We start from the raw sequence: 19,843 nt of genomic DNA on the forward strand, positions 1-19,843 counted from the left end.
ATCAATCAATCGAACTACCACAAAAGAAGGCTTTAGTTGCTGCTAAAGCTTGGGTCTCACTTTACCTCACCCCGATTTAAATCAGGATGATTTACATGAGGTATTATCCATATAAGGCGCTTAAAACGGAACTAAAACAGTGGGTTAGGTTTCGCTTCGCTACACATTTTAGCAAACTTTTTTCAGCCCTTAAATGGGCGCTATGGTGAAAAAGGATGTCCTGATGAAATACTTAACTTTAGTCTTACTAATCCTATTTTCATTAAAATTAAGTGCCTCGATTGAATTAATTGATAAGCACGAGCTTACCTACGTTGAATACAAGAGGTTAGGTTTCCTTAAAGTTGTGACCTCATCAGATAACGAACCTAATTCATCCTCTCAGATTTTTTTAACTTACCCTAAAAAATATAAAGCTCACTTTGAAGTGAGTGCCGTATTTCTTGAAGTCAGAAATGATAAAGATATAATTTTAGAAACATGGCTAAAAATTGAAGATGCAGACTCGGATTTTTTAAGCTCATCTACTATTAATTTAATTGACCCATCAGTTATTTCTATTAGTGTTAGCATAAAATATATGAAGTACGATAATAGTATTTCAATTTGTTCTGGTCACTTGATCAAATTGGGTGATCTAAATCTAATGCCTAAGACAACTTATTCAAATTATCTACAGTGGAAAGTTTCACCATAACAAGAATTTAAAGCGAGATTGCTAACAGTTTGCTAGGTTCCGCTTTGCTTCACGATTTTAGCAAATAATTATCAGCCCCTTAAATGGGCATTAAAATCATCAATCTTGAACGAGTGGTATTAGGTCTTTGCAGACTGACGGCTTTGATGAAGTTCTATTAAAACCAAACTTGCTCGGTAATGAGAAGATTTCAACCTCTGCTATTCACGCTACTTCATATAATGTTAAACCCAAAACTTAATCTCTAGCTATACGAAAGGGTGTTGAAATGGGATGATGTTGGCTGGGTTTATCTATTTCTATTGCCTCTAAGTCGTTTCTTATTGCTGGAATCAATAAATGTGAGAAACTATCAACATTCTGATTTTCTGAGTCGAGCCACTCGTCTACTGTAGCGTCTTGAGGCAGCATTAATGGGCTGGCTTTGGTGTGTATATCAGCAAATTTAGGATGTGGCGGTAAGGTAATAACAGAGCAACCGATGGTGACTTCCCCCGTTTCCTTATTCACGTATTCTTTGCACAATCCACCAAAAGCAATTGCCCCATCGATTGCCACTAAGTCGTGATAGTGCTTGGGTATCTTCTTTTTGCCTTGTTGGTCAAATTCTGTTTCACCGAATCCTCTCGCTGGAATGATGCAACGGGATGCTCTAAAGGGATGATAGCCCGCCGAACGAGGTACATTGAGCTTATCGTATCGTGTATTAAAGCTAGTGTACTTCGACGGCTTAAAACCTGTTGTGGAAGGTTCGAGCAATAACCACCAAACGGCTTTTTGCATCACTCGTCTTCCTTCTACCTCTCTAATAATTTGCACTTCACTAGCTGCCCTTACAAATCGATTGGGGATGATAGGTGTAAGATTTAGGTTAATACCTAATGAGATGCACAGCCCTCTTACAAACTCATCATCCGTTACGTTTAGTCTTCCACACATAATTCACCTAAAAAGTTATAACGAAGTTCATTTCAAATAAAATAATACTGTATATAATCACAGTGTATGTTGAAATTTATTCCAATTAAAGCGTCTGCGGGTATCGTCGGTTTTGAGTCACCTGCGGCAGAGTACACACAGCTTAACCTAGATTTAGACCAACTACTGATTGACCATCCTTCTGCAACTTATATTGGTTTTGCCCAAGGTGAGTCCATGAAAGGTGATGGTATTTTCTCGGGTGACTTGTTGATTGTAGACCGCGCGCAAGAAATTAAAGACCAAGACGTGGTGGTGGCAAACCTTAACGGCGTATTTGTGTGCAAGAAAATCGATAAAGTGCAGCGTTGTTTGAGGTCTTCAAGTAAGCGATTTCCACCGTACTTTTTGCAAAAAGGTGACGACTTTCAGATAGAGGGCGTAGTGACTCGCTCTATTCGCCTACACCGACCTTTTAAGAAGCAGCTCTGATGTTCGCCTTGTGTGATGTGAACAGCATGTATGCCAGTTGCGAGAAGGTGTTTGACCCCAGCATTCGCAATAAGCCTGTGGTGGTACTGACGAACAACGATGGCTGCATATGTGCTGCGTGTGGCATTGCTAAGCGCCTAGGCGTAGGTAAGAAGTTTGTACCGTACTTTCAGGTTAAGAAGGAGCTTGAAGCAGCAGGGGCCGTCATACGCTCTAGCAATTACGAACTCTACGCAGACTTGAGTCAGCGCATGATGGATACCTGCGCACGTTTTGCCCCTGACATTAATGTGTACTCCATAGATGAGTGTTTTTTGTATTATGGTAATGAGGCAACGCCCCCGCAAGAAGGCTGGGCAATCCTTGCGACTCAGATTAGAAAAACCGTTTGGCGAGAAGTGAGACTGCCTATTTGTGTGGGCATAGGCCCAACGCCCACGTTAGCCAAAGTCGCTAACCATGCAGCTAAAAAAGTAGAAGGCTTTAAAGGCGTCGCAGTATTAGATACCCAAGCTATCCGCAAAGACGTGTTGTCCAAAATGGAAGTAACCGAAGTGTGGGGCATTGGTAAACGATTAGGGTTACGACTGAACGCATTAGGGATTAATACCGCATGGGAGTTAGCCAACCGAGATCCCTCGCAAATACGAAAAGAGTTTTCGATACTTGTCGAAAACACGGTGCGAGAATTAAACGGTGAAGTACGCCACAGTTGGGATAGTGTGCGTGCAGCCAAAAAAGAGATATACAGCACGCGCAGCTTCGGTAATCGGATTACCGAATTCAATGAACTACGCAGTGCATTAGCCAGTCATGCAGAAACCGTCGCGATAAAGCTGCGCAGACAGAAGAGTCTGACTGGATGTATGACGCTCTTTGCGACGAGTTCACCCCACGACACGGAAGGTTATTTCCGACGCTCACACTTTCATCGATTTACGGTGCTTACCAATGACACCCGCAATATCGTCAAAGTGATTGAAAGCGCCATAGGGCAACTTTATAAGTCAGGGGTTCGGTATTACAAATGCGGTGTGGGATTATTAGATTTGCACGACGAAGGGCTATTTCAGTATGACCTATTCAGTCAATCAAATGACAATACCAAGCTCATGGCGTGTATGGATACTATCAATGCAAAATATGGTCGTTCGACCGTTCAAATGGCCGCTAAAGGTTTCGAGCAAAAGTTTGCGATGCGTCGAGAGTTTCTTTCGCCTCAATACACCACCAAATGGAGTGATATCCCTAAAATCATCTGTTAAAAGGAAGCCTCAAGCTATTAAACATAAAGGCTTAGTCTTTTTATTTATCGCCAAGGGATGATTTCTTAGGATAGCGAATAACCAACATGGTGCCGACAACGAGTATCGCTAGCGGGATAAGTAAAATAAGGTCTTCATACATGAGATGCTCCTAATCGGTGAGGGCTGTGACCAAGTTGTTTTTCACTAACCTATATTGGTCAATCCCCACCAAAAATTCAATGTGTTTAGAAAGCTGGAGCTGGATGAGCAAGCCTGAACGAATGGGTTGAGTTCGCGGTAACTGACTTTTCAACGATGGACAGGTATTAATATCAGGAAATAAATTACCTGATTATGTCGAAAATCTCATACTCGTTGATGCTTTAATGTCCAATTATATGCAGCTTTTATAATTATATATTTCAGATATAAAGCATATAAAACTTGCTCTAACTGGTTTGTTCTCAACGATATCACTCGTGTAAGGTATGTTGCTTAGGCCAAAAAACATACTGAAAATAGGCTCATTACATTAATGAAGTTCAGAGACTTTTAGTCAACATCGGTATTTGCATTACTTGTACCCCTACGTGGAACAGTGACTGGTTAAAACGGTTAGGTAAACTCAACAATACTCACTACCTATTAATGCATGTATAAAGAATTAGGTATAATGAGGTTTAGCCAATAATGGCTATGCCGCTTCCAATTATGTATTTTTTTATGGTCTCACATTGCTTTTCTTAAAAACGCTAAGTTATTAATTTAACTATGGAAAATATTTTTTACATAGTTTTTAATGGGAAACAGAAAAGTCTCGTTAAAGTCGAGTCGACCCCCTCAGGTCTCCTTTTGCTTTTGCAACTCCGAGTGGTTTCACTCGCACGATAGTAAAAAATACTGAATAAAATCAGAAGGTAAGCACTTAAAATGACGAAAACAACAATCATATCGAGAAGTTACATATACGACATGCTCGATAATAAGCGTTAGGTACTTAGTTGAAACTTGAGCATTGGAAGCTAATAAGGAAATTATCAGTAATTTACATTGCAGTTATTGCAGTGTTTATTATTTTTGATATTGCGGTTTTATCTATTGTTGATTACGGCAACAAGCCTGCGGATTTTGTCGGCTGCTATGCATACGATGCAATGGTAGTTGGTTTTGAATGCACTGGTTTTATTGGTTCAAAGCCAGTTAGCCTAGCTTTAAATCTGCCTTTGTTTCATTTATACATGCCATTTTTTATAATTTATAACCCTATTTTTATATTAGTTGTAATAGCTATGTGGTTTTTTCCAGTAATGTTTGTATTATCAATCAGTAAGTTAAAGCGTAAAAGTACCTAACAAGCTAATCAACGCGGACAAATAATAGTTGGCTTTTTGTTCACTGCGTTCACTATTTTAAGCCAACCATTATTTGCCCGTTATTAGGGCGTTAGCCGCTACAAGGAAAGTTCGTATGGCGAAACCAGATTTTTTATACCATTACACAAGTATAGAAGGGTTATCTCATATCCTTTCTTCAAAAAAAATTAGGTTTTCTCGCCTAGATTTTCTTGATGATATGGAAGAAGGTGGCTCTAAAGATCCTGTTGACTGGAGAAAATACTTTTTTGTTAGTTGCTGGTCAGCAACTAGTGAAGAGTCGATTCCACTATGGAGTATGTACACAAAAAATATGACAGGTGTTCGAATAAAAATTCGGACAGAAATGTTCAAGAAATATTATCTTGATGCTGAGAGTATTCCGAAGTTCCTGCAAATAGCAGATACAAGTTCAGCCCCACCAGGCGCTAAGGTCACTCTTCAAACTTACATGCCTTATGAAGAAATGCACGGCGAAGACTACATGGTTATGCCACCTTCATGGGGAGATAAGTTTTGGCCATTTCCGGTTGAGTATACAGACGATGAAAACAAGTTAAGCCAACAACTAATCCAATATAACTCTGAAACAGATCAAACGATGGTCAGCTCATTCGAAATTGCTAAATACAAAAGAGAGGTTTGGCGTTTTCAGGATGAATGGCGCTTTCGATTGTATTGTCACAGTGCAGCTCCCAGAAGTCTGCTAGGAAAAATTGATGAACAACAATATTTTGACTTGATGGTAAAGTCGTTATCAACATTAGGTGGAGGTATAAGCCGAGAGTACTTTTATTTATCTCTGGATGAAGGTGCCTTCAACGGGATAGAAATCTTATTAGGCCCGAAAGTTGATGCTGCTCATGAGATTATTGTTAAGGCATTGATAGATTCTTACTGCCCTTCGGCAAAGCTAGCCAGTAGTAATCTCAAAGGTAAGATAAAGTAGCGGCTAACAAACGCATTAACTCGCTCGCAAGCTCGCTGGGACAATAACACGTAGGCTCTGTCGCTTCGCTCCAATTTTAGCCTACGTGTTATTGCCCGTTATGCGGGTGTTAGGTGAGCTCACGCGATGAAGCCGAAATTAATATATAAATTCGAAGACTTCACAATAAGGTCATTGAGGAACCTAAAGAATCAAATCATATTTTTTGGTTCTCCGAAAAATTTCAATGACCCTTATGATTGTGCTATACGCGCAGAAGTAAGGTCTCCAAAAGAACAAGAAATCATTCAACTTAGGAATTTCTATTTAAACCAGAATGATTTACCTGATCAAGCTCGAAGTGAGCTTTCTACGATGAGTAACTCACAGATCAGCTCATTGATTGAGCGAAGAGCTCGATCTTTAGCGGAAATTCATGCAGAAGACTTCCTTAATACTAAGGGAGTTTCCTGTTTTTCTGAGATTAACAGTGATTTACTGATGTGGTCGCACTACGGCGGAAAGTACAAAGGGTTTTGCCTTGAGTTTTCTTCTGAATTCGAGCCATTTAACAAATTAAGAAAGGTAAATTACTTAGAATCAATGCCAATGATAGATCCAGTGTCAGCTATTATGGGCAACGATTTTGATCAGTTTCTAAATTTATACTGCACAAAATCCAAAAGTTGGAGTTATGAAAAGGAGTGGCGTGCGCTACATCATGTCGCAAACACAGCATTTACTTATCCTACGGAGGCTCTTAAAGGTGTCTACTTTGGCCCAGAAGTTGACCCAGCAGATAGAGAAATGTGCTGTTTGATTCTACAAGGTCAAAACCCGAATGTTCTTTTTTGGCGTGGTGAAAGAAATTCCGCAAAATTCAGTGTTGAGTTTGAGAAGTTTACTTATACAAGTAATATTGTTGCTAGGAAAAAGGGTCTTATCACCTAACAAGCGGCTACACGCAGACGGCCAAACCTACACGATTTTTGTGGTTTCGCTGCGCTACACTTTAACACAAAAACCGCTCCGGTTTGGCCGCTGGTAAGCCAGGCGTTATGGTGAAAAAGGAGTTTCGGTGAAATATCGCTTATTTATCTTACTAATTATATTTTCGTTTAAATCTCATTCATCTATAGAAATGATTGAGGATCATAAATTTACTAAAATAGAATCTAAAAAGCTAGGTTTCTTTAAAATAGTTTCCTCGTCAAAAACAGCTCCCAATTCGCCTTCTCAGATATTTATTACTTACCCTATAACCTTTAAATCTAAATTCGAAGTAACCAATGTGTTTCTTGAGGGGATAAATGACAAAGGTGTAATATTCAAAATTCCTTTAAAAATTGAAATCACAGATAATGGTTTATTAAAGGGCTCTTTCATCAATTTAATTCAACCTACTGCTATTTCATTAAATGTTTCCATAAAGTATATTTATTTAAATAGAGAAAATTCTATAAGTGTTGGTCATTTAATTAAATTAGGTAACCTAGATTCACTTGCTGAACTTGATTACGTAAACTATTTACAGTGGCAAAGTTCACCATAACAAGAGACTATGGCGTCAATAGCTAATTTATAGTCTCTGGCGCTTCCCACATGACCCCATCTCTCAGCATTGAATTTAAGATAACGACCATCTTCCTGATGCACGCAATAATGGCGACTTTCTTAGGTTTACCTGCTGCGACTAATCGTTGATATGTTTCCTTAAACACGGGGTTACTTTGTATTGCTGACATCATCGCCATGTATAAAACAGTTCTGACTTGATGCCTGCCTCCTTGGATTTTCCGCAGCCCTTTATAGCGTCCACTTTCTCGATTCATGGGCGCCACACCGACTAACGCAGAGGCTTGTTTGTTGGTTATATATCCTAACTCTGGCAAGTTACTGATGATAGAAGCGGAGGCTATTTTTCCAATGCCTTTCATGCTCTGTAAGATGCAGTTCTTTGCTTGATAATCTGGACAGGATTCTATGAGCGCGACGATTTTATTCTCAATTTTGGTTATCTGGTTTTTAAAGACGGTGAGAATAGGTTTGATGGTCATAGCGAGTTCTTTTGGCAGAATTTGTAGACGGTTTTTTTCCATCGTTTGCATAACCAATAGTTGATTTTGCCTTGCGACTAAATCACTCATAGCTTTCATCGTTCCTGGTTTTAACTGAGATAACTTAGGCTGAATAGCCTCACCATAATGCGCAATCAATTGAGCATCTAATTTGTCTGTTTTAGCTCGCTGACCTATTGCTCCGGCAAAGCGTTTAATGTGAATGGGGTTGGCGACAAAGAAGGGAAAATTAGCGTTTGCGCAGGCGATGATGAACGGCATTTCTAATCGGCCAGTTGCTTCAATGACAATGCGCCCAGGTGAATGCTGTTGGATTTTTTAATGGCTTCTTTGATACCTTTTTCATCGTTAGAAACAGTGAAATAAATATCGCGAGGACGGATATAAATATCTAATTGAAACTTGCCTGTATCGACACCGACGTTAACGCTTTGATTTGTTTTTGTATTCATAATAAGCTAACTCTTGCTTGCATAATGCGGGTTGAGACCCAGTAGACTATTCGAGTGTTTTGCTTGGAGTCCTTTGTGGCGCTCTTTCTTGTTATCGGTCTCTAAACTGAGGAGCCATCGCTCAATCGAACTACCACAAAAGAAAGCTTTAGTTGCTGCTATAGCTTGGGTCTCACTTTACCTCACCCCGATTTAAATCAGGATGATTTACATGAGTTATTATCCATACAAGTTGCTCAAACGGACAAAAAACAGTTGGCTTTTGCTCGTTCCTCGCTAATTTTAGCCAACAATTTTTCGCCGCTTAGCAAGGCGTTAAATAGCTCTCATTTTGGGGTTTTGATATATGCAAGGTAAGCAGATTGACGGAGAAATACGACAATTTAAAAGAATTTCAATGTCATTTGCTGATTTTAAAGATGCCTTAGAAATGTCGAAATACATAATTGATCGCGATTTACATTCTGATTTTGAAAGCAATAAATTGATTATTAGTTCATTAAATTGTTCTATGATAATTTCTTATTGCAGACCATTTTCTGGCAACGACTCTCGCAACTTGATAAAGATTCCTGATTTGTCATTGAAATCTTTGAAAGTTCTATCTCCAATTGAACGTAAAATGCATGACTATATAATGCAGAGTCGTAATACACTGTTGGCTCATTCTGATTCTCAAGCCGTAGATTTAAAATTTGTTATAAACGAATTTGGTTCGACTAAAATGTTACAGCCGATTCGTAATTGGAGTCTAGCTCCGTTGGAATTAGAGGATCTTAAAATATTTCACCAAATGGCTTCGAAATTATTATCTTATGTTGCTATTGAGCGTGCAAATATAGAACCCAAAATAATCCCCATATTAAGAGAAATTGATATGGATTTAGAGTGGTGAATACCGACATTTAACAAGTGCAATCAATCGGACGCATAAACGGCTGTCATCGTTTTTGCTAAAACAAAAAATTCGCAAAAACAACGCCAACCTATGCGCCGTTGTTGCAGGCGTTAGCACTCTAATTTTATAATCAACTATTGGTATTTTAAATGAGTTTAGTTAAGCCAAATAAAGTAGAGTCTAGAATCACTTTCAATGTGAAAGAAGCTATAAAAATTCGTGGGTAAGTGCTGCTCAAAAGTCTGAAAGCAAATTAGCAAATTAGCAGATTGGTTAATCGAGGCAGGCAATGAAAAGCTAGCTAGGGAGTTTCCTGAAATAATTGAGAATTATAGTCGAACAACTATAAAAAATCTCACATGATCAACATAGGCTGCAAAAGTTGTTCAAGTACTAACAAGGCATTGCAAAGGACAAAAAGTAGTTGCTTTTTGCAAAATCAAATTGTCCAAGGCAAAGTTCACAGAATATAAAAATTAAACAAAGGCGAGGGAAATGGTTAGGCATAATCGACTTTTCTACAGCCTCGTTAGCTCTTATCGAGGAATATTCATCTATGGATTACCTAACTCAATTTAAAATTGATGATCTGTCAAATGATAATAGTGAGTTCACTTTTATTCTGGAATCCCCTCATCGTCAAGAAGTTAATGATGGTTTTCCTGCCGCTGGTGCAACTGGGACGTGGATGAGTAGGGCTATGTTCAAACTAGACACCCCATTAGGAGAATTAGTCAGAACTAAAAGTAATCACATTCCAAGACTATCCCTATTAAATTGTTCGCGGCTTCCGCTACAAATCTCCTGTTACAACCGTTTAGAATTGACGCCTGAATATTCGGATTTTCTTAACATTCAAACAACACACGATGACAATATTCAAATAGCTAAACAAAAAATTAAAAACAAACTAAGATCAAAAATAGGGGAGCAAGCTTTAACAAGCTTTAGAAGTCGTCTCTTAAAAAATATCACTAACTGTAGTCAGTTAAAAATAATTGTGTGTGGTGTCATCGCCCAATGCTTTTTTGAGGAAGTAACACAATTGAAGGTAAGTCTACGTAAACCTACTCAGGTTAACTGGCAAGATCATTCTTTTAGTGTTTTTTATGAGTACCACCCATCTCCTAGCTCTGGGGTATGGCAGAATTCATCCAATATGGTAAAGTTACTAAAATTCATGAGCTAACAAGAGCATTAAACGTAACTAAAACAGTGGGTGACGTTTCGCTACACATTTTAACCCACTACTTTAGTTCGCTTATTGCGACGTTATATATTCTTAGCTATTAAATCAGCTTTCAGCAACCCACCTTTTGTGAATAGCTTCGCAGAAAATTTGGGATTACGTCTGGACTTATAAGCATCTAGTATACGTTTTAATCCATCCGCTTCTAGTAAAGAAATATTCACTTCAGTATCCATCTCCGCACTTTCTACAAAATCTTCAGAAAAAGTAGGAGCGACAATTAGAACCTGAGCTACTCGTTTTCCGGCCTGCTCGCAACGATTCGCATAGGCTTTTACTTGTCTAGATGTATTTGAATACTTTGCAAAATCACCATTTTTACAGGTTTTAGCCTCTCCCACAATTACGTCGTCTTCACTCAGCGATATTAAGATGTCCGCCTTATCTTTCGAAGTATTGATTAGACGTCTAAGATCTTCATCAACATTCAAGCCGAGCTGTTCAAATATTGCTTTAGTGACTTCTTCAAATTTGAGGCCTATATCTGCCTCTGCAATTTCGATGCTATTTCCTTTCAAAGTTGCAAGATCACGTCTTGCGAGTGCCGCATAGTTTTCTATGAGCTTATCTGTTGCATCCGCGAAACTGTTCAAGATATTTAAGCGTAAGTTGCCACGCTTCTTTATCCCCATACTTTCAACAACGTTTTTCACTTCGTCATTTGTCAGCATATACAGTATGTCATATGGGGTAATACTAAGTGCTCTGAGTTTTTCTACATCTAATTCTTCTTGTTCTTCAAGCTCAAATTCGTGCTTTAGTACGTTAGATAACGTAGGGAAATGGCTTTGCAGAGCTGAAAATAGCTCTTTAAAACCAGTGGCACTTAGTGCATTAAACTCATGTTCAGAACAGGTGTTTAGAGCTATCAATATAATTAGTATACGTTCTTCAAGAGTTGTTCCCAGCTTATCTACATCCAAATCTAAGTCCTGAATAAGACTTTTCAATCGCTCTTTCCGCTCATTAACTGAGGTATCATCGTTAAACAAATCGTTCTGAAGAAGCTGGGTTACAGGGACGCCCAGCTTCATAATATTAAATATTTTCTCTTTCCGCTCAATTCCTCTAATTTTCTTACGGTGGTTTTTAAGAATGTTAGATAATTCTGAGTCGCTAAAAGTACGGAGGATCCTTAATAAATGCTTATCTGCTAGTTCCTTACCTTGAATACGATGCAATAGATTTACGATCTCATCAGGCACGTAAACGGTTTGTAATTTTCTGCTCATAAAAACAAGACCAATTTCCCTTAAATCATTTAATGCATCTTGAATACCATTTTTCGGGATCTGGTCTATTAGATGTTCAACTCCAGCTTGATCATCAGCTGTCACATCGAGTTTTGAAGCCAGCACATTAAGTATTCCGCGCTCATCGTCCGTTATCTTCGCTTCGCGATTAATACGCTCATCATTAGAGTATGCTTCGCTCAGGCAAGCATGGTAAATACCGAGTCTTTTACCATTGGTAAAACTATCACCGTCATCTACTGATTCTATTTCTGAATTTAATTCGTTAGCTCTAGAATTGATAACATCCCATTCTTTAGTATACAAAGACTCAACCCAGTTGATTCTAGCAATACAGTTTCCATCTCTACTGAGTATGTTTGTAAGCAATGTGGCCTGTGCGCCTAACATGGCTAGTTGCTCTCGAACAGATTTTTCGAAATAAGGGAGGATGATTTTAAATAGCTGCGTTATATCTGTGCTAGATGCGTTTTTTATTTGCCCATCTAATTTGTTTAACTGTGCAGCAATTTTGCTGTCATGTTTGACCGCGTCACCACAAATTCGATCGACGGCGTTAATGAATTTAGATTTCTCAACCTGATTAACGAGCGAGAGAACACTTGATAGTTTCATGCCACTTCCTATGTGTCTAATATGTCTACGAATTAACTGCAATTGGTCTTTCGTCTAACCATACACCTCGTCGGCGATTATTAAAACTAATTCGTTAATTGTTAAACAGCGCCTAGAGAGACTAATTTTGTTGAGCTGATAAGTGATTTTTCCCTAACTTTGCAGACACATTTGACTTAAAAATCGGACCTTAAGTAAAAGTGTTATGAATAAATAAACATCTCGCACTACTATAAGTGCTGTCCACAAACGATTTCTCGTCGGTAGAACCTATGTAGTGGTAAGCAGAGCCACAGATTTTCTTTCTTTATACTGTCTATTCCTATGGCTGAGACAGTTGATAATATTGAAAGTACGGTAAACCTCACCTGTGCTTTTGCCTGGTTCGCCACATACGGAGGTGTATGTGGTAGATAATTTATATAGATCAACACGATTTGTATAAATTAACGAAGCTTTAGGGCATAAATAAAGGGAGCCGTAAGGCTCCCACGAGGACATGATTGGCTATTAGTCGAGTAATCCGCTAACTTTTCCTGCTTCTTTGTAACCATCCAGTCGGATCTCAATAATCCTGTCATTGGTATCTTGGACCAGTTTCTCCAGTTTTTTGAGTTGATGCAGATAATCACTCTTCCTTATAAGCCCTATATTGTCCTTACTAAGTTGTCGATTACTGTCGAACATAAGCTCGAAAATCGTTTCACATTCTGAAGCTTTGAATTTTATTTGGGTAGATAATAATTGTCGCTGGGCTTTTGAAAATTGTTGGTAGTCGCGAGCAAAAATTTTGGCGTGTGTTTTCTCAATTTGAGTAAGAAATCGTTGTCTGTGGCTATACATATAGATAGACTCATAAAGACCTTTTTCATTTTCTAATTCCTGCAAATATTTTGACAGAATTTTTTTCCTTAGCTCTCCATTTGCCTTATTCTTGGCATTCGACGTTTCCATCTCTATACCAATCCAGTGACCTGAATTCGAATCAACGATTAAAGCATCAACCAACCTAGCATCATTAGCCCTGTGTTCCAGTTGTATTGCTAAATCGCGTTCAGTAGCGAAACCACTAATTTCTTTTGCTTTTACGAGGTCAAGAACGACTATTTGAACAGAAAGATCGTGGATAAGATTTCGCTCATTAACTCGGCTCACGTCAGAACGAAGGTGTAGCTCACGGTTAAGGATAAATTCAGCTTCTCTAGCACCATGGGATGTCAACAATATAAAGCCTTTATCCATGTTGGAGAATGTGGGATGCACGTTAATAAGTTGCTTTTTCTTCATACGATTAATTAGTTTATTAACACTTTCGCGACTGAGGCCTAAGTGTCGTTGAATAACTGTTTTACTGGTAACGCCAAATGCGCCAGTTATTGCGATTACGGCATTTTCTCTTAATAGTCCCAACGTGCCTGGATCGGTTACGTTTGTTATGTATAGGTGTTCAAGTGATGTGGATATAGCTCTATCTATGTAATTCATACTTTCTCCTTTTTAGAATTCAAAAATAGATAGGCACAAGAAGAGCAGAATTAGTCAGGGGAGGGCAGTATGCCATGCATACTGCTATGGCTTCGCCACACTTAGCAGTACGCTAAGTAAATCTGAATTTTTTCTCAAAATACAGACCAACTTCGTTGCAGGAAAAGTTCTGTAAGCCAGAGCTTACGCGACTCCTCGCTACTCTGGCACTTGCCACCTTGTGGCTTCGACAGAACGTTTCCTAGGAGTCAGCTACCGCTGATTAACCCATATTTTCCCTCTATACTGCTCGGGGAAAGCTTCGCGGAAGGCACCGTTCGCAGTACTCTCACCTCTGGTGCTCGGGTTGCAAGTAGTGGCTGCGCAACTTACTCACAAGTTTGCTTAAGCAAACGGAAATATGGGTTAATCTGCGATGCTGACTCCTGCTTCGTAATTAATCGTGTTTCACACAATCAATCACTACGCCATAATTGTTGAGCGTTGCTCAAGCTGTTTTACAAACTCGTACCGAGCTTGTTGTTAAGCTTCTTTGAAAACTAAGTCGTTAAATTCTATTGAATAGTTTAATTTGCAGAAGTTAAATTCGTATTGGACTTAAGTATTAGAAAGGCGTAAAACTAACACTTATCGCACTTCGCTGTAGTTCGGAAGGAACCGAAAATGAATGACTCGATTATCGTAAATAAAATTATTAGTAGCATCGCATTACAGATTGATATTACTCCTACATTTTCGCTTGCCGCTCAGCAAAATTCTTATCCAGTACTTAAATCCATCCGAGTTAGTTATCCGAAAAATGAAGAACAAGAATTTCCTTGTTTAAATTCGCTACAGCTCAACTTAGCTGGAATAACTGATTGGCTAGATGCAGAAACTTGGTATATCGACAGACTAGAGCCAGGTCAGTCAATTAACCTCAAAATAAAAGAATTATATTTTCCATTCGATAAGTTATTCGGTATTACTGAAGAAGTTAGTCACTCTCTATTTTTTTCGCTGCTCGACAATCAGGATACGATACTGGCAGAGTACCAAGCGAAACTTAATGTTTTGCCTTCTAATTATTGGGGCGGTGAAGAAAGACAACCTGCTTTATTAGCAGCGTTTGTCAAACCAAACGGTGTCTATGTAGAATCTCTTGTAAGAAAGGTCGCTCTCACTTTAGAGAAGGGTGGGTATGGGCGGTCAGTAGACGGCTATCAATCTAATACAAGAGAAAAACCATATTTGATGCTGGCCGCGCTGTGGAATGTTATTTTCCAGGAAAAACTGGCGTATGTGAGTCCACCTCAAGGATTTGCCAAGCAAGGACAACGAATAAGACTTGCATCAGACATAAGTAATTCAAGAATGGCAGCATGTTTGGATTCGTCATTGCTCTTCGCTAGTTGCATTGAAGCTATGGGCCTCAATTCAGTTGTAGCAATGACGAAAGATCATGCTTTTGCAGGAGCATGGCTTATCGATGAAAAGCTGCCTATTCTGACTAACGATTCCCCTGTTACTTTTGAACAATCCAAAGAACATGCAAGAGAACTGCTAGCGGAAGAGCGGGAGTCTGAGTTCGCTATGGTTATTGACATTGCACAGGCAAGAGCTCAGTCGATAAAACCTTTATCTACTGTAGAAGAAAAGAAAGAAGAAAAGTCATCTGATGAAAACGTTGTTGCACTTGAATTACCTATAGTTCCACCACTACCTCCCGTTCGAAGAGATGAACAGGTTTTAGAAGATAGTCCTGAAACTCGAATAGGAACATGGTCTCGCAAACTGCTTGATTTATCCAAGAAGAATAGCTTGCTCAATTTCAGTGATAGAGCTATCGCTATCAAACTATATTGCCCTAATATTGCTGCAATGGAAGATATGTTGGCTGATGGCACTAAGTTCAAATTTCAATCTGCGCAGGAAAGTCCTTATTTTGACGCCAGTCGTGACAGTGAAATGTTTAGATTACAGACAGGATCTGACGTTCATCGAGAATACGCCCTAAATCAAATTCAAAATAAGGTGCTTATAGCCAATCAACCTGCAAAAAAATTAGAAAAAAACTCAGTTGAACTTTTCAGAAAAGCAAAAAATGATCTCGAAGAGGGCGGCTCTAATACACTATTTCTCGCATTAGGTTTTCTAAAGTGGAAAGAAAATCCTGAGGATTCCCGTAGCTACAAAGCACCTTTACTACTAATTCCCGTCAAACTCACTAGACGCAGTGCAAGAGCAGCTGTTTACGTAGAGCAACTTCAAGACGAGGACCCAATATTTAATCTTACGCTTATTGAGTTTTTGCAATCTGAGCATGACATTAATTTAAGCGAATTTAAGGAAGAACTTCCCGAAGATGACAGCGGGGTCGATGTTCCATATATATGGCAGCGTCTGAGAGAAGCGGTTAAAGAGCAGGCGGGCTTTGAATTGGTCGAAGAATTGGTCTTGGGATCTTTTTCTTTTGCCAAATATCTTATGTGGAAAGACCTTAGAGACAGATTGGACGACTTAAAGAAAAACTCCTTTGTAAAACATTTGGTTGAAAATCCGCGAGACCCTTATCCTCAGAAAAGTACGTTTATAGAGCGGGAGGATATAGACGAGAAGCTTGATCCTGCGACAATTTACACACCGTTAAATTGTGATAGCTCACAATTAGTCGCAGTAGATGCATCTGCACGTTCTCAAGATTTTGTTTTGGAAGGGCCACCAGGAACAGGTAAGTCTGAAACAATTGCTAATATCATTGCACACAACATGGGCCTTGGGCGAAAGGTGCTTTTTGTTGCAGAGAAAATGGCAGCGCTAAATGTGGTTTATCGCCGTCTGCAAAAAGTTGGTTTAGACCACCTATGCTTAGAGTTACATAGTAATAAAGCGAATAAAAGAGCTGTACTAGACCAACTAAACAAAGCCTGGCAAAAGCGCGAAGGGCTAGACCCCAAAACATGGGAAATGAATATTACAGTGCTTAAAGAAAAAAAAGCACAGCTGAATAACTATGTACGTGCCTTACACGAAAAGTCTGTCTTTGGTTTTTCTGCAAGAGATACCATTTCAGTAATAGCGCGAAACGGCGAATCATCAAAGATAAGGCTCAACTGGCAGCCTGATATTGCTGCGTCTCCTATCTCATCAGACAAAGAGCTAGATAAAATCAAAGAGTTAATTGAGCAGTTGGGCTTAGCCTTTTCTGATGTAAGTAGTCTGACGTTAGACGTATTTATGATCATCACTGCCACAGAATGGTCTAATATTTGGCAGACAAAATTGCTTGCTGCAATCGATATCTGGCAAGAAAATAGTAGCGTTATAGAGGAGACTTTTCCTGTAGTTGCTGCCTATTTTTCGTTAGATACGGTCGATAAAACCGCAGACAATCTATCCTCTGTTGGTCATATCAATCAGCTTATTAATCTAGCCTGCAAACAAGATATAGCTATTTTTGTAGATAAAGGAGCTAAGGAACGTCTTGATCTAATTCGAGATATAGCAAGTTTAAAAATGGAGTTTGATAATGCATTAAAAGGGCTATCACACGGTATAACAAGCGACAATCTGTCTAAGATACCAGTTGAGCAGTGGGACAAATTTGCTGAGGAAGCCGAGGCAAGCTGGTTCAAGTCATTTTTCAGAAAGCGAAAAATTAATAGTGAAGCCAAAGCGCTTGATATATCAAAAATTGATGATCTGACAATCATTGGAAAAATAGCTAATTGTCAAAAATTGAAGTTGAGCATCGAAAGTAAACTGAAAAAAATTGAGCAATATTCGATCTGGTGTGATTGGAATACAACTCCGGAAAGCTTAGAAAAATGCGCTGATACTGGAGATGAAGTGCGGGAATGTATTTCAGAATTAGTGAGTCTTACCGATGATCCGACTAAGATATTAATTCCAGTTAAAAAATGGTTGGTAGATGGTAGGGAGTTTTTAGAGGAATCAAAAGTATATTCTGCTTCAGTCCGCTATAACGAGGCACTGAATAAATTTAATGATTCAAATGCTGAACTTGATGAGATGGGGTTACATATACCAACTGATGCCGAATTGTCTGGCGTAGCTAATAATTTCAATGAGATCACTTCACTTTCAGCAAAATTAAAAAGCTGGTGTGAGTGGCAATCTGCAAAACAAAAAGCGAATTCGTTTTCTCTCGATACATTCTGTCAGGCACTGGAATCTGGTGCGGTGCGTCCTGAGGCGTTGAGCGAGCAATTTAAAGTGTCATTCTGCTACTGGCTTGCCCCAATACTTATTGATGCTAGTGATGAACTTCGCCAGTTCAAAGCGTCAACACATGAGCAAACGATTGAAGCTTTTAAAGAAGTAGATGAACGAGTTGCTAAAATTACCAGTGAATACATTGTTGCGCTCGCTTCTGAATCAAAACCCGTTCAAGGAGCTAGTGACACCCCCAAGCAATTTGGCGTTCTCGCAAAAGAGCTTCAGAAAAAGACAAGACATATTCCAATAAGATCTTTGATTAATCAGTTGGGTGATTCATTACTAGACCTTTGCCCATGCTTGATGATGTCACCTTTGTCCGTGGCACAGTTCTTACCGTCTGACTTTAGAGGATTTGACTTAGTGGTTTTCGATGAAGCTTCACAAATGACGACATGGGACTCCGTAGGGGCGATAGCGAGAGGAAATAACGTAATAATTGTTGGCGACCCTAAACAAATGCCACCGACTAACTTTTTCTCAGCAGGTGGCAATTCAGATGATCCTGATGAAGAAGACTTAGAGTCTATTTTAGATCAAGCTTTGGCTGCTAGGTTGCCGCTCAAGCGTTTAATGGGGCATTACCGAAGTAAGCACGAAACACTCATTGCATTCTCTAATAGTAAGTATTATGAGAACTCGCTTGTCACATACCCCTCTTCAGAAACAAAAGAGTCTGCGGTGTCTCTACATCGTGTAAATGGCATCTACGCGAAAGGGAAAGGTAGGAACAACACAGTTGAAGCTAAAGCTGTTGTTGATGAAATTGTTAGGAGGCTGCTTGATAAAAATGAATGTGAAAAATCAATTGGTGTAGTAACTCTAAATTCTGATCAACAGAGGACTATTGAAGATCTTTTGGACGATGCTAGAAGACAAAATCCTTCTATTGAACAATATTTCCAAGATGGGCAGGACAAAGAACCAGTTTTTGTTAAAAACTTGGAATCGGTACAAGGCGATGAAAGAGACATTATTATGCTTAGTTTAGCTTATGGCCCAACAGAGCCTGGCGCGAAAACAATGAGCATGAATTTTGGCCCTCTTAATAAAAGTGGGGGAGAAAGACGGTTAAACGTAGCTATTACCCGTGCTACAACTGAAGTCGTCGTTTTTAGCAGTTTCGACGCATCAATGATCGATTTAAGTCGGACGAATTCTTTAGCTATTGAGCACCTTAAGCACTTCTTAGAATTTGCTGATAAGGGGCCAATAGCCTTATCTGAAATCGCTTTAGCTGACCACGGTATTGATCAATTTGATAGCGACTTTGAAGAAGCGGTAGCGCAGGCATTGCGTCATAAGGGGTGGAAAATTCAGACCCAAGTAGGCGTGAGTAAGTTTAGAGTTGATTTAGGAATATTACACCCAGATAAACCTGGAAAGTATATAGCAGGTGTTGAGTGCGACGGCGCAACATATCATGGTTCCCCCGCAGCTCGAGATCGAGATAGAGTTAGACAGATAATTCTTGAAAGTCTTGGATGGAATATCGTGAGGTTGTGGTCGACAGATTATTTCGTAGACTCAGAATCCGCCATACAAAAAGTTGATTCAAAACTTAAAGAAATACTTGAAGTAGAGAGGGAGCTAGATACTCTGCCAGAAGCAGAAGCAGAAGCAGAAGCAGAAGCAGAAGCAGAAGCAGAAGTAGAAGCAGAAGTAGAAGTAGAAGTAGAAGTAGAAGCAGAAGTAGAAGTAGAAGCAGAAGTAGAAGTAGAAGCAGAAGTAGAACCGTCCTTTTTAGCTAAAACTGTCACTATCAACTCTAACGTTGAAAATGTTTATATTGATGAGGTTAAAGGCAGTGAGTCGTCGCAAGTATTGAATTCAGCAAACTACTTTAGACCTCAATATATTGAAACTTGGATTCAAAGAATAAGTGCATAACTTGAACGGGTAGAAAAAACGGTCAGCCGAATATATGCTAATCGCTTTTT

General features: G+C 39.2%; 13 protein-coding genes and 1 pseudogene. 10 read left to right on the plus strand and 4 right to left on the minus strand.

The genetic code is table 11. From position 1 onward, the window contains the following. Positions 1-223: 223 nt before the first annotated feature. Positions 224-697 (plus strand): hypothetical protein, encoded by a 474-nt coding sequence (locus GQS54_RS22070; protein WP_166426080.1) that lies wholly within the window; start codon positions 224-226, stop codon positions 695-697. A gap of 237 nt (positions 698-934) precedes the next feature. Here the strand turns inward: GQS54_RS22070 and GQS54_RS22075 are convergent, their stop codons facing one another. After that, positions 935-1,636, minus strand: coding sequence for an SOS response-associated peptidase family protein (locus GQS54_RS22075; RefSeq protein ID WP_166426081.1), 702 nt, complete (start codon positions 1,634-1,636; stop codon positions 935-937). A 66-nt stretch (positions 1,637-1,702) separates the two neighbouring features. Here GQS54_RS22075 and umuD point away from each other — a divergent pair, with 66 nt between their 5' ends. The 6 genes from umuD to GQS54_RS22105 all read left to right on the plus strand — a co-directional run bounded on the left by umuD (position 1,703) and on the right by GQS54_RS22105 (position 7,207). Continuing rightward, positions 1,703-2,107 (plus strand): translesion error-prone DNA polymerase V autoproteolytic subunit, encoded by a 405-nt coding sequence (gene umuD, locus GQS54_RS22080; RefSeq protein WP_166426082.1) that lies wholly within the window; start codon positions 1,703-1,705, stop codon positions 2,105-2,107. Continuing rightward, positions 2,107-3,372 carry a Y-family DNA polymerase gene (locus tag GQS54_RS22085; RefSeq protein ID WP_166426083.1) on the plus strand — a complete coding sequence of 422 codons (1,266 nt, stop codon included), beginning with the start codon at positions 2,107-2,109 and terminating at the stop codon, positions 3,370-3,372. Before umuD ends, GQS54_RS22085 begins: the two co-directional genes overlap by 1 nt. Positions 3,373-4,355: 983 nt before the next feature. Continuing rightward, on the plus strand, positions 4,356-4,706 hold the full coding sequence (locus GQS54_RS22090; RefSeq protein ID WP_166426084.1) for a hypothetical protein: 351 nt from the start codon (positions 4,356-4,358) through the stop codon (positions 4,704-4,706). Positions 4,707-4,821: 115 nt separating this feature from the next. Beyond that, entirely contained in the window at positions 4,822-5,676 is an 855-nt protein-coding gene (locus tag GQS54_RS22095) for a DUF2971 domain-containing protein (protein ID WP_166426085.1), read from the plus strand. A 126-nt stretch (positions 5,677-5,802) separates the two neighbouring features. After that, positions 5,803-6,606: a DUF2971 domain-containing protein gene (locus tag GQS54_RS22100; protein WP_166426086.1), complete on the plus strand. Its 804-nt coding sequence runs from the start codon at positions 5,803-5,805 to the stop codon at positions 6,604-6,606. Between the two features lie 127 nt (positions 6,607-6,733). Continuing rightward, positions 6,734-7,207 carry a hypothetical protein gene (locus tag GQS54_RS22105; RefSeq protein ID WP_166426087.1) on the plus strand — a complete coding sequence of 158 codons (474 nt, stop codon included), beginning with the start codon at positions 6,734-6,736 and terminating at the stop codon, positions 7,205-7,207. A gap of 22 nt (positions 7,208-7,229) precedes the next feature. On the opposite strand, the pseudogene GQS54_RS22110 reads toward GQS54_RS22105, so the two are convergent. After that, positions 7,230-8,185 (minus strand): annotated as a pseudogene (locus tag GQS54_RS22110) (IS110 family transposase). A gap of 346 nt (positions 8,186-8,531) precedes the next feature. Between GQS54_RS22110 and GQS54_RS22115 the strand changes: the two are divergent. Further along, positions 8,532-9,080: a hypothetical protein gene (locus GQS54_RS22115; RefSeq protein ID WP_166426088.1), complete on the plus strand. Its 549-nt coding sequence runs from the start codon at positions 8,532-8,534 to the stop codon at positions 9,078-9,080. Between the two features lie 559 nt (positions 9,081-9,639). After that, positions 9,640-10,272 carry a hypothetical protein gene (locus GQS54_RS22120; RefSeq protein ID WP_166426089.1) on the plus strand — a complete coding sequence of 211 codons (633 nt, stop codon included), beginning with the start codon at positions 9,640-9,642 and terminating at the stop codon, positions 10,270-10,272. Positions 10,273-10,355: 83 nt separating this feature from the next. Here the strand turns inward: GQS54_RS22120 and GQS54_RS22125 are convergent, their stop codons facing one another. Both GQS54_RS22125 and GQS54_RS22130 read right to left on the minus strand, forming a co-directional pair. Next, a complete protein-coding gene (locus GQS54_RS22125) occupies positions 10,356-12,200 on the minus strand; it encodes a hypothetical protein (RefSeq protein ID WP_166426090.1) in 1,845 nt (614 codons plus the stop codon). A gap of 510 nt (positions 12,201-12,710) precedes the next feature. Continuing rightward, positions 12,711-13,685 carry a hypothetical protein gene (locus GQS54_RS22130; protein ID WP_166426091.1) on the minus strand — a complete coding sequence of 325 codons (975 nt, stop codon included), beginning with the start codon at positions 13,683-13,685 and terminating at the stop codon, positions 12,711-12,713. A 663-nt stretch (positions 13,686-14,348) separates the two neighbouring features. Between GQS54_RS22130 and GQS54_RS22135 the strand changes: the two genes are divergently transcribed. Continuing rightward, positions 14,349-19,793 carry a DUF4011 domain-containing protein gene (locus GQS54_RS22135; RefSeq protein WP_166426092.1) on the plus strand — a complete coding sequence of 1,815 codons (5,445 nt, stop codon included), beginning with the start codon at positions 14,349-14,351 and terminating at the stop codon, positions 19,791-19,793. Positions 19,794-19,843 lie beyond the last annotated feature (50 nt).

This window comes from Paraglaciecola sp. 20A4, from assembly GCF_011378905.1.
Taxonomy (GTDB): domain Bacteria; phylum Pseudomonadota; class Gammaproteobacteria; order Enterobacterales; family Alteromonadaceae; genus Paraglaciecola.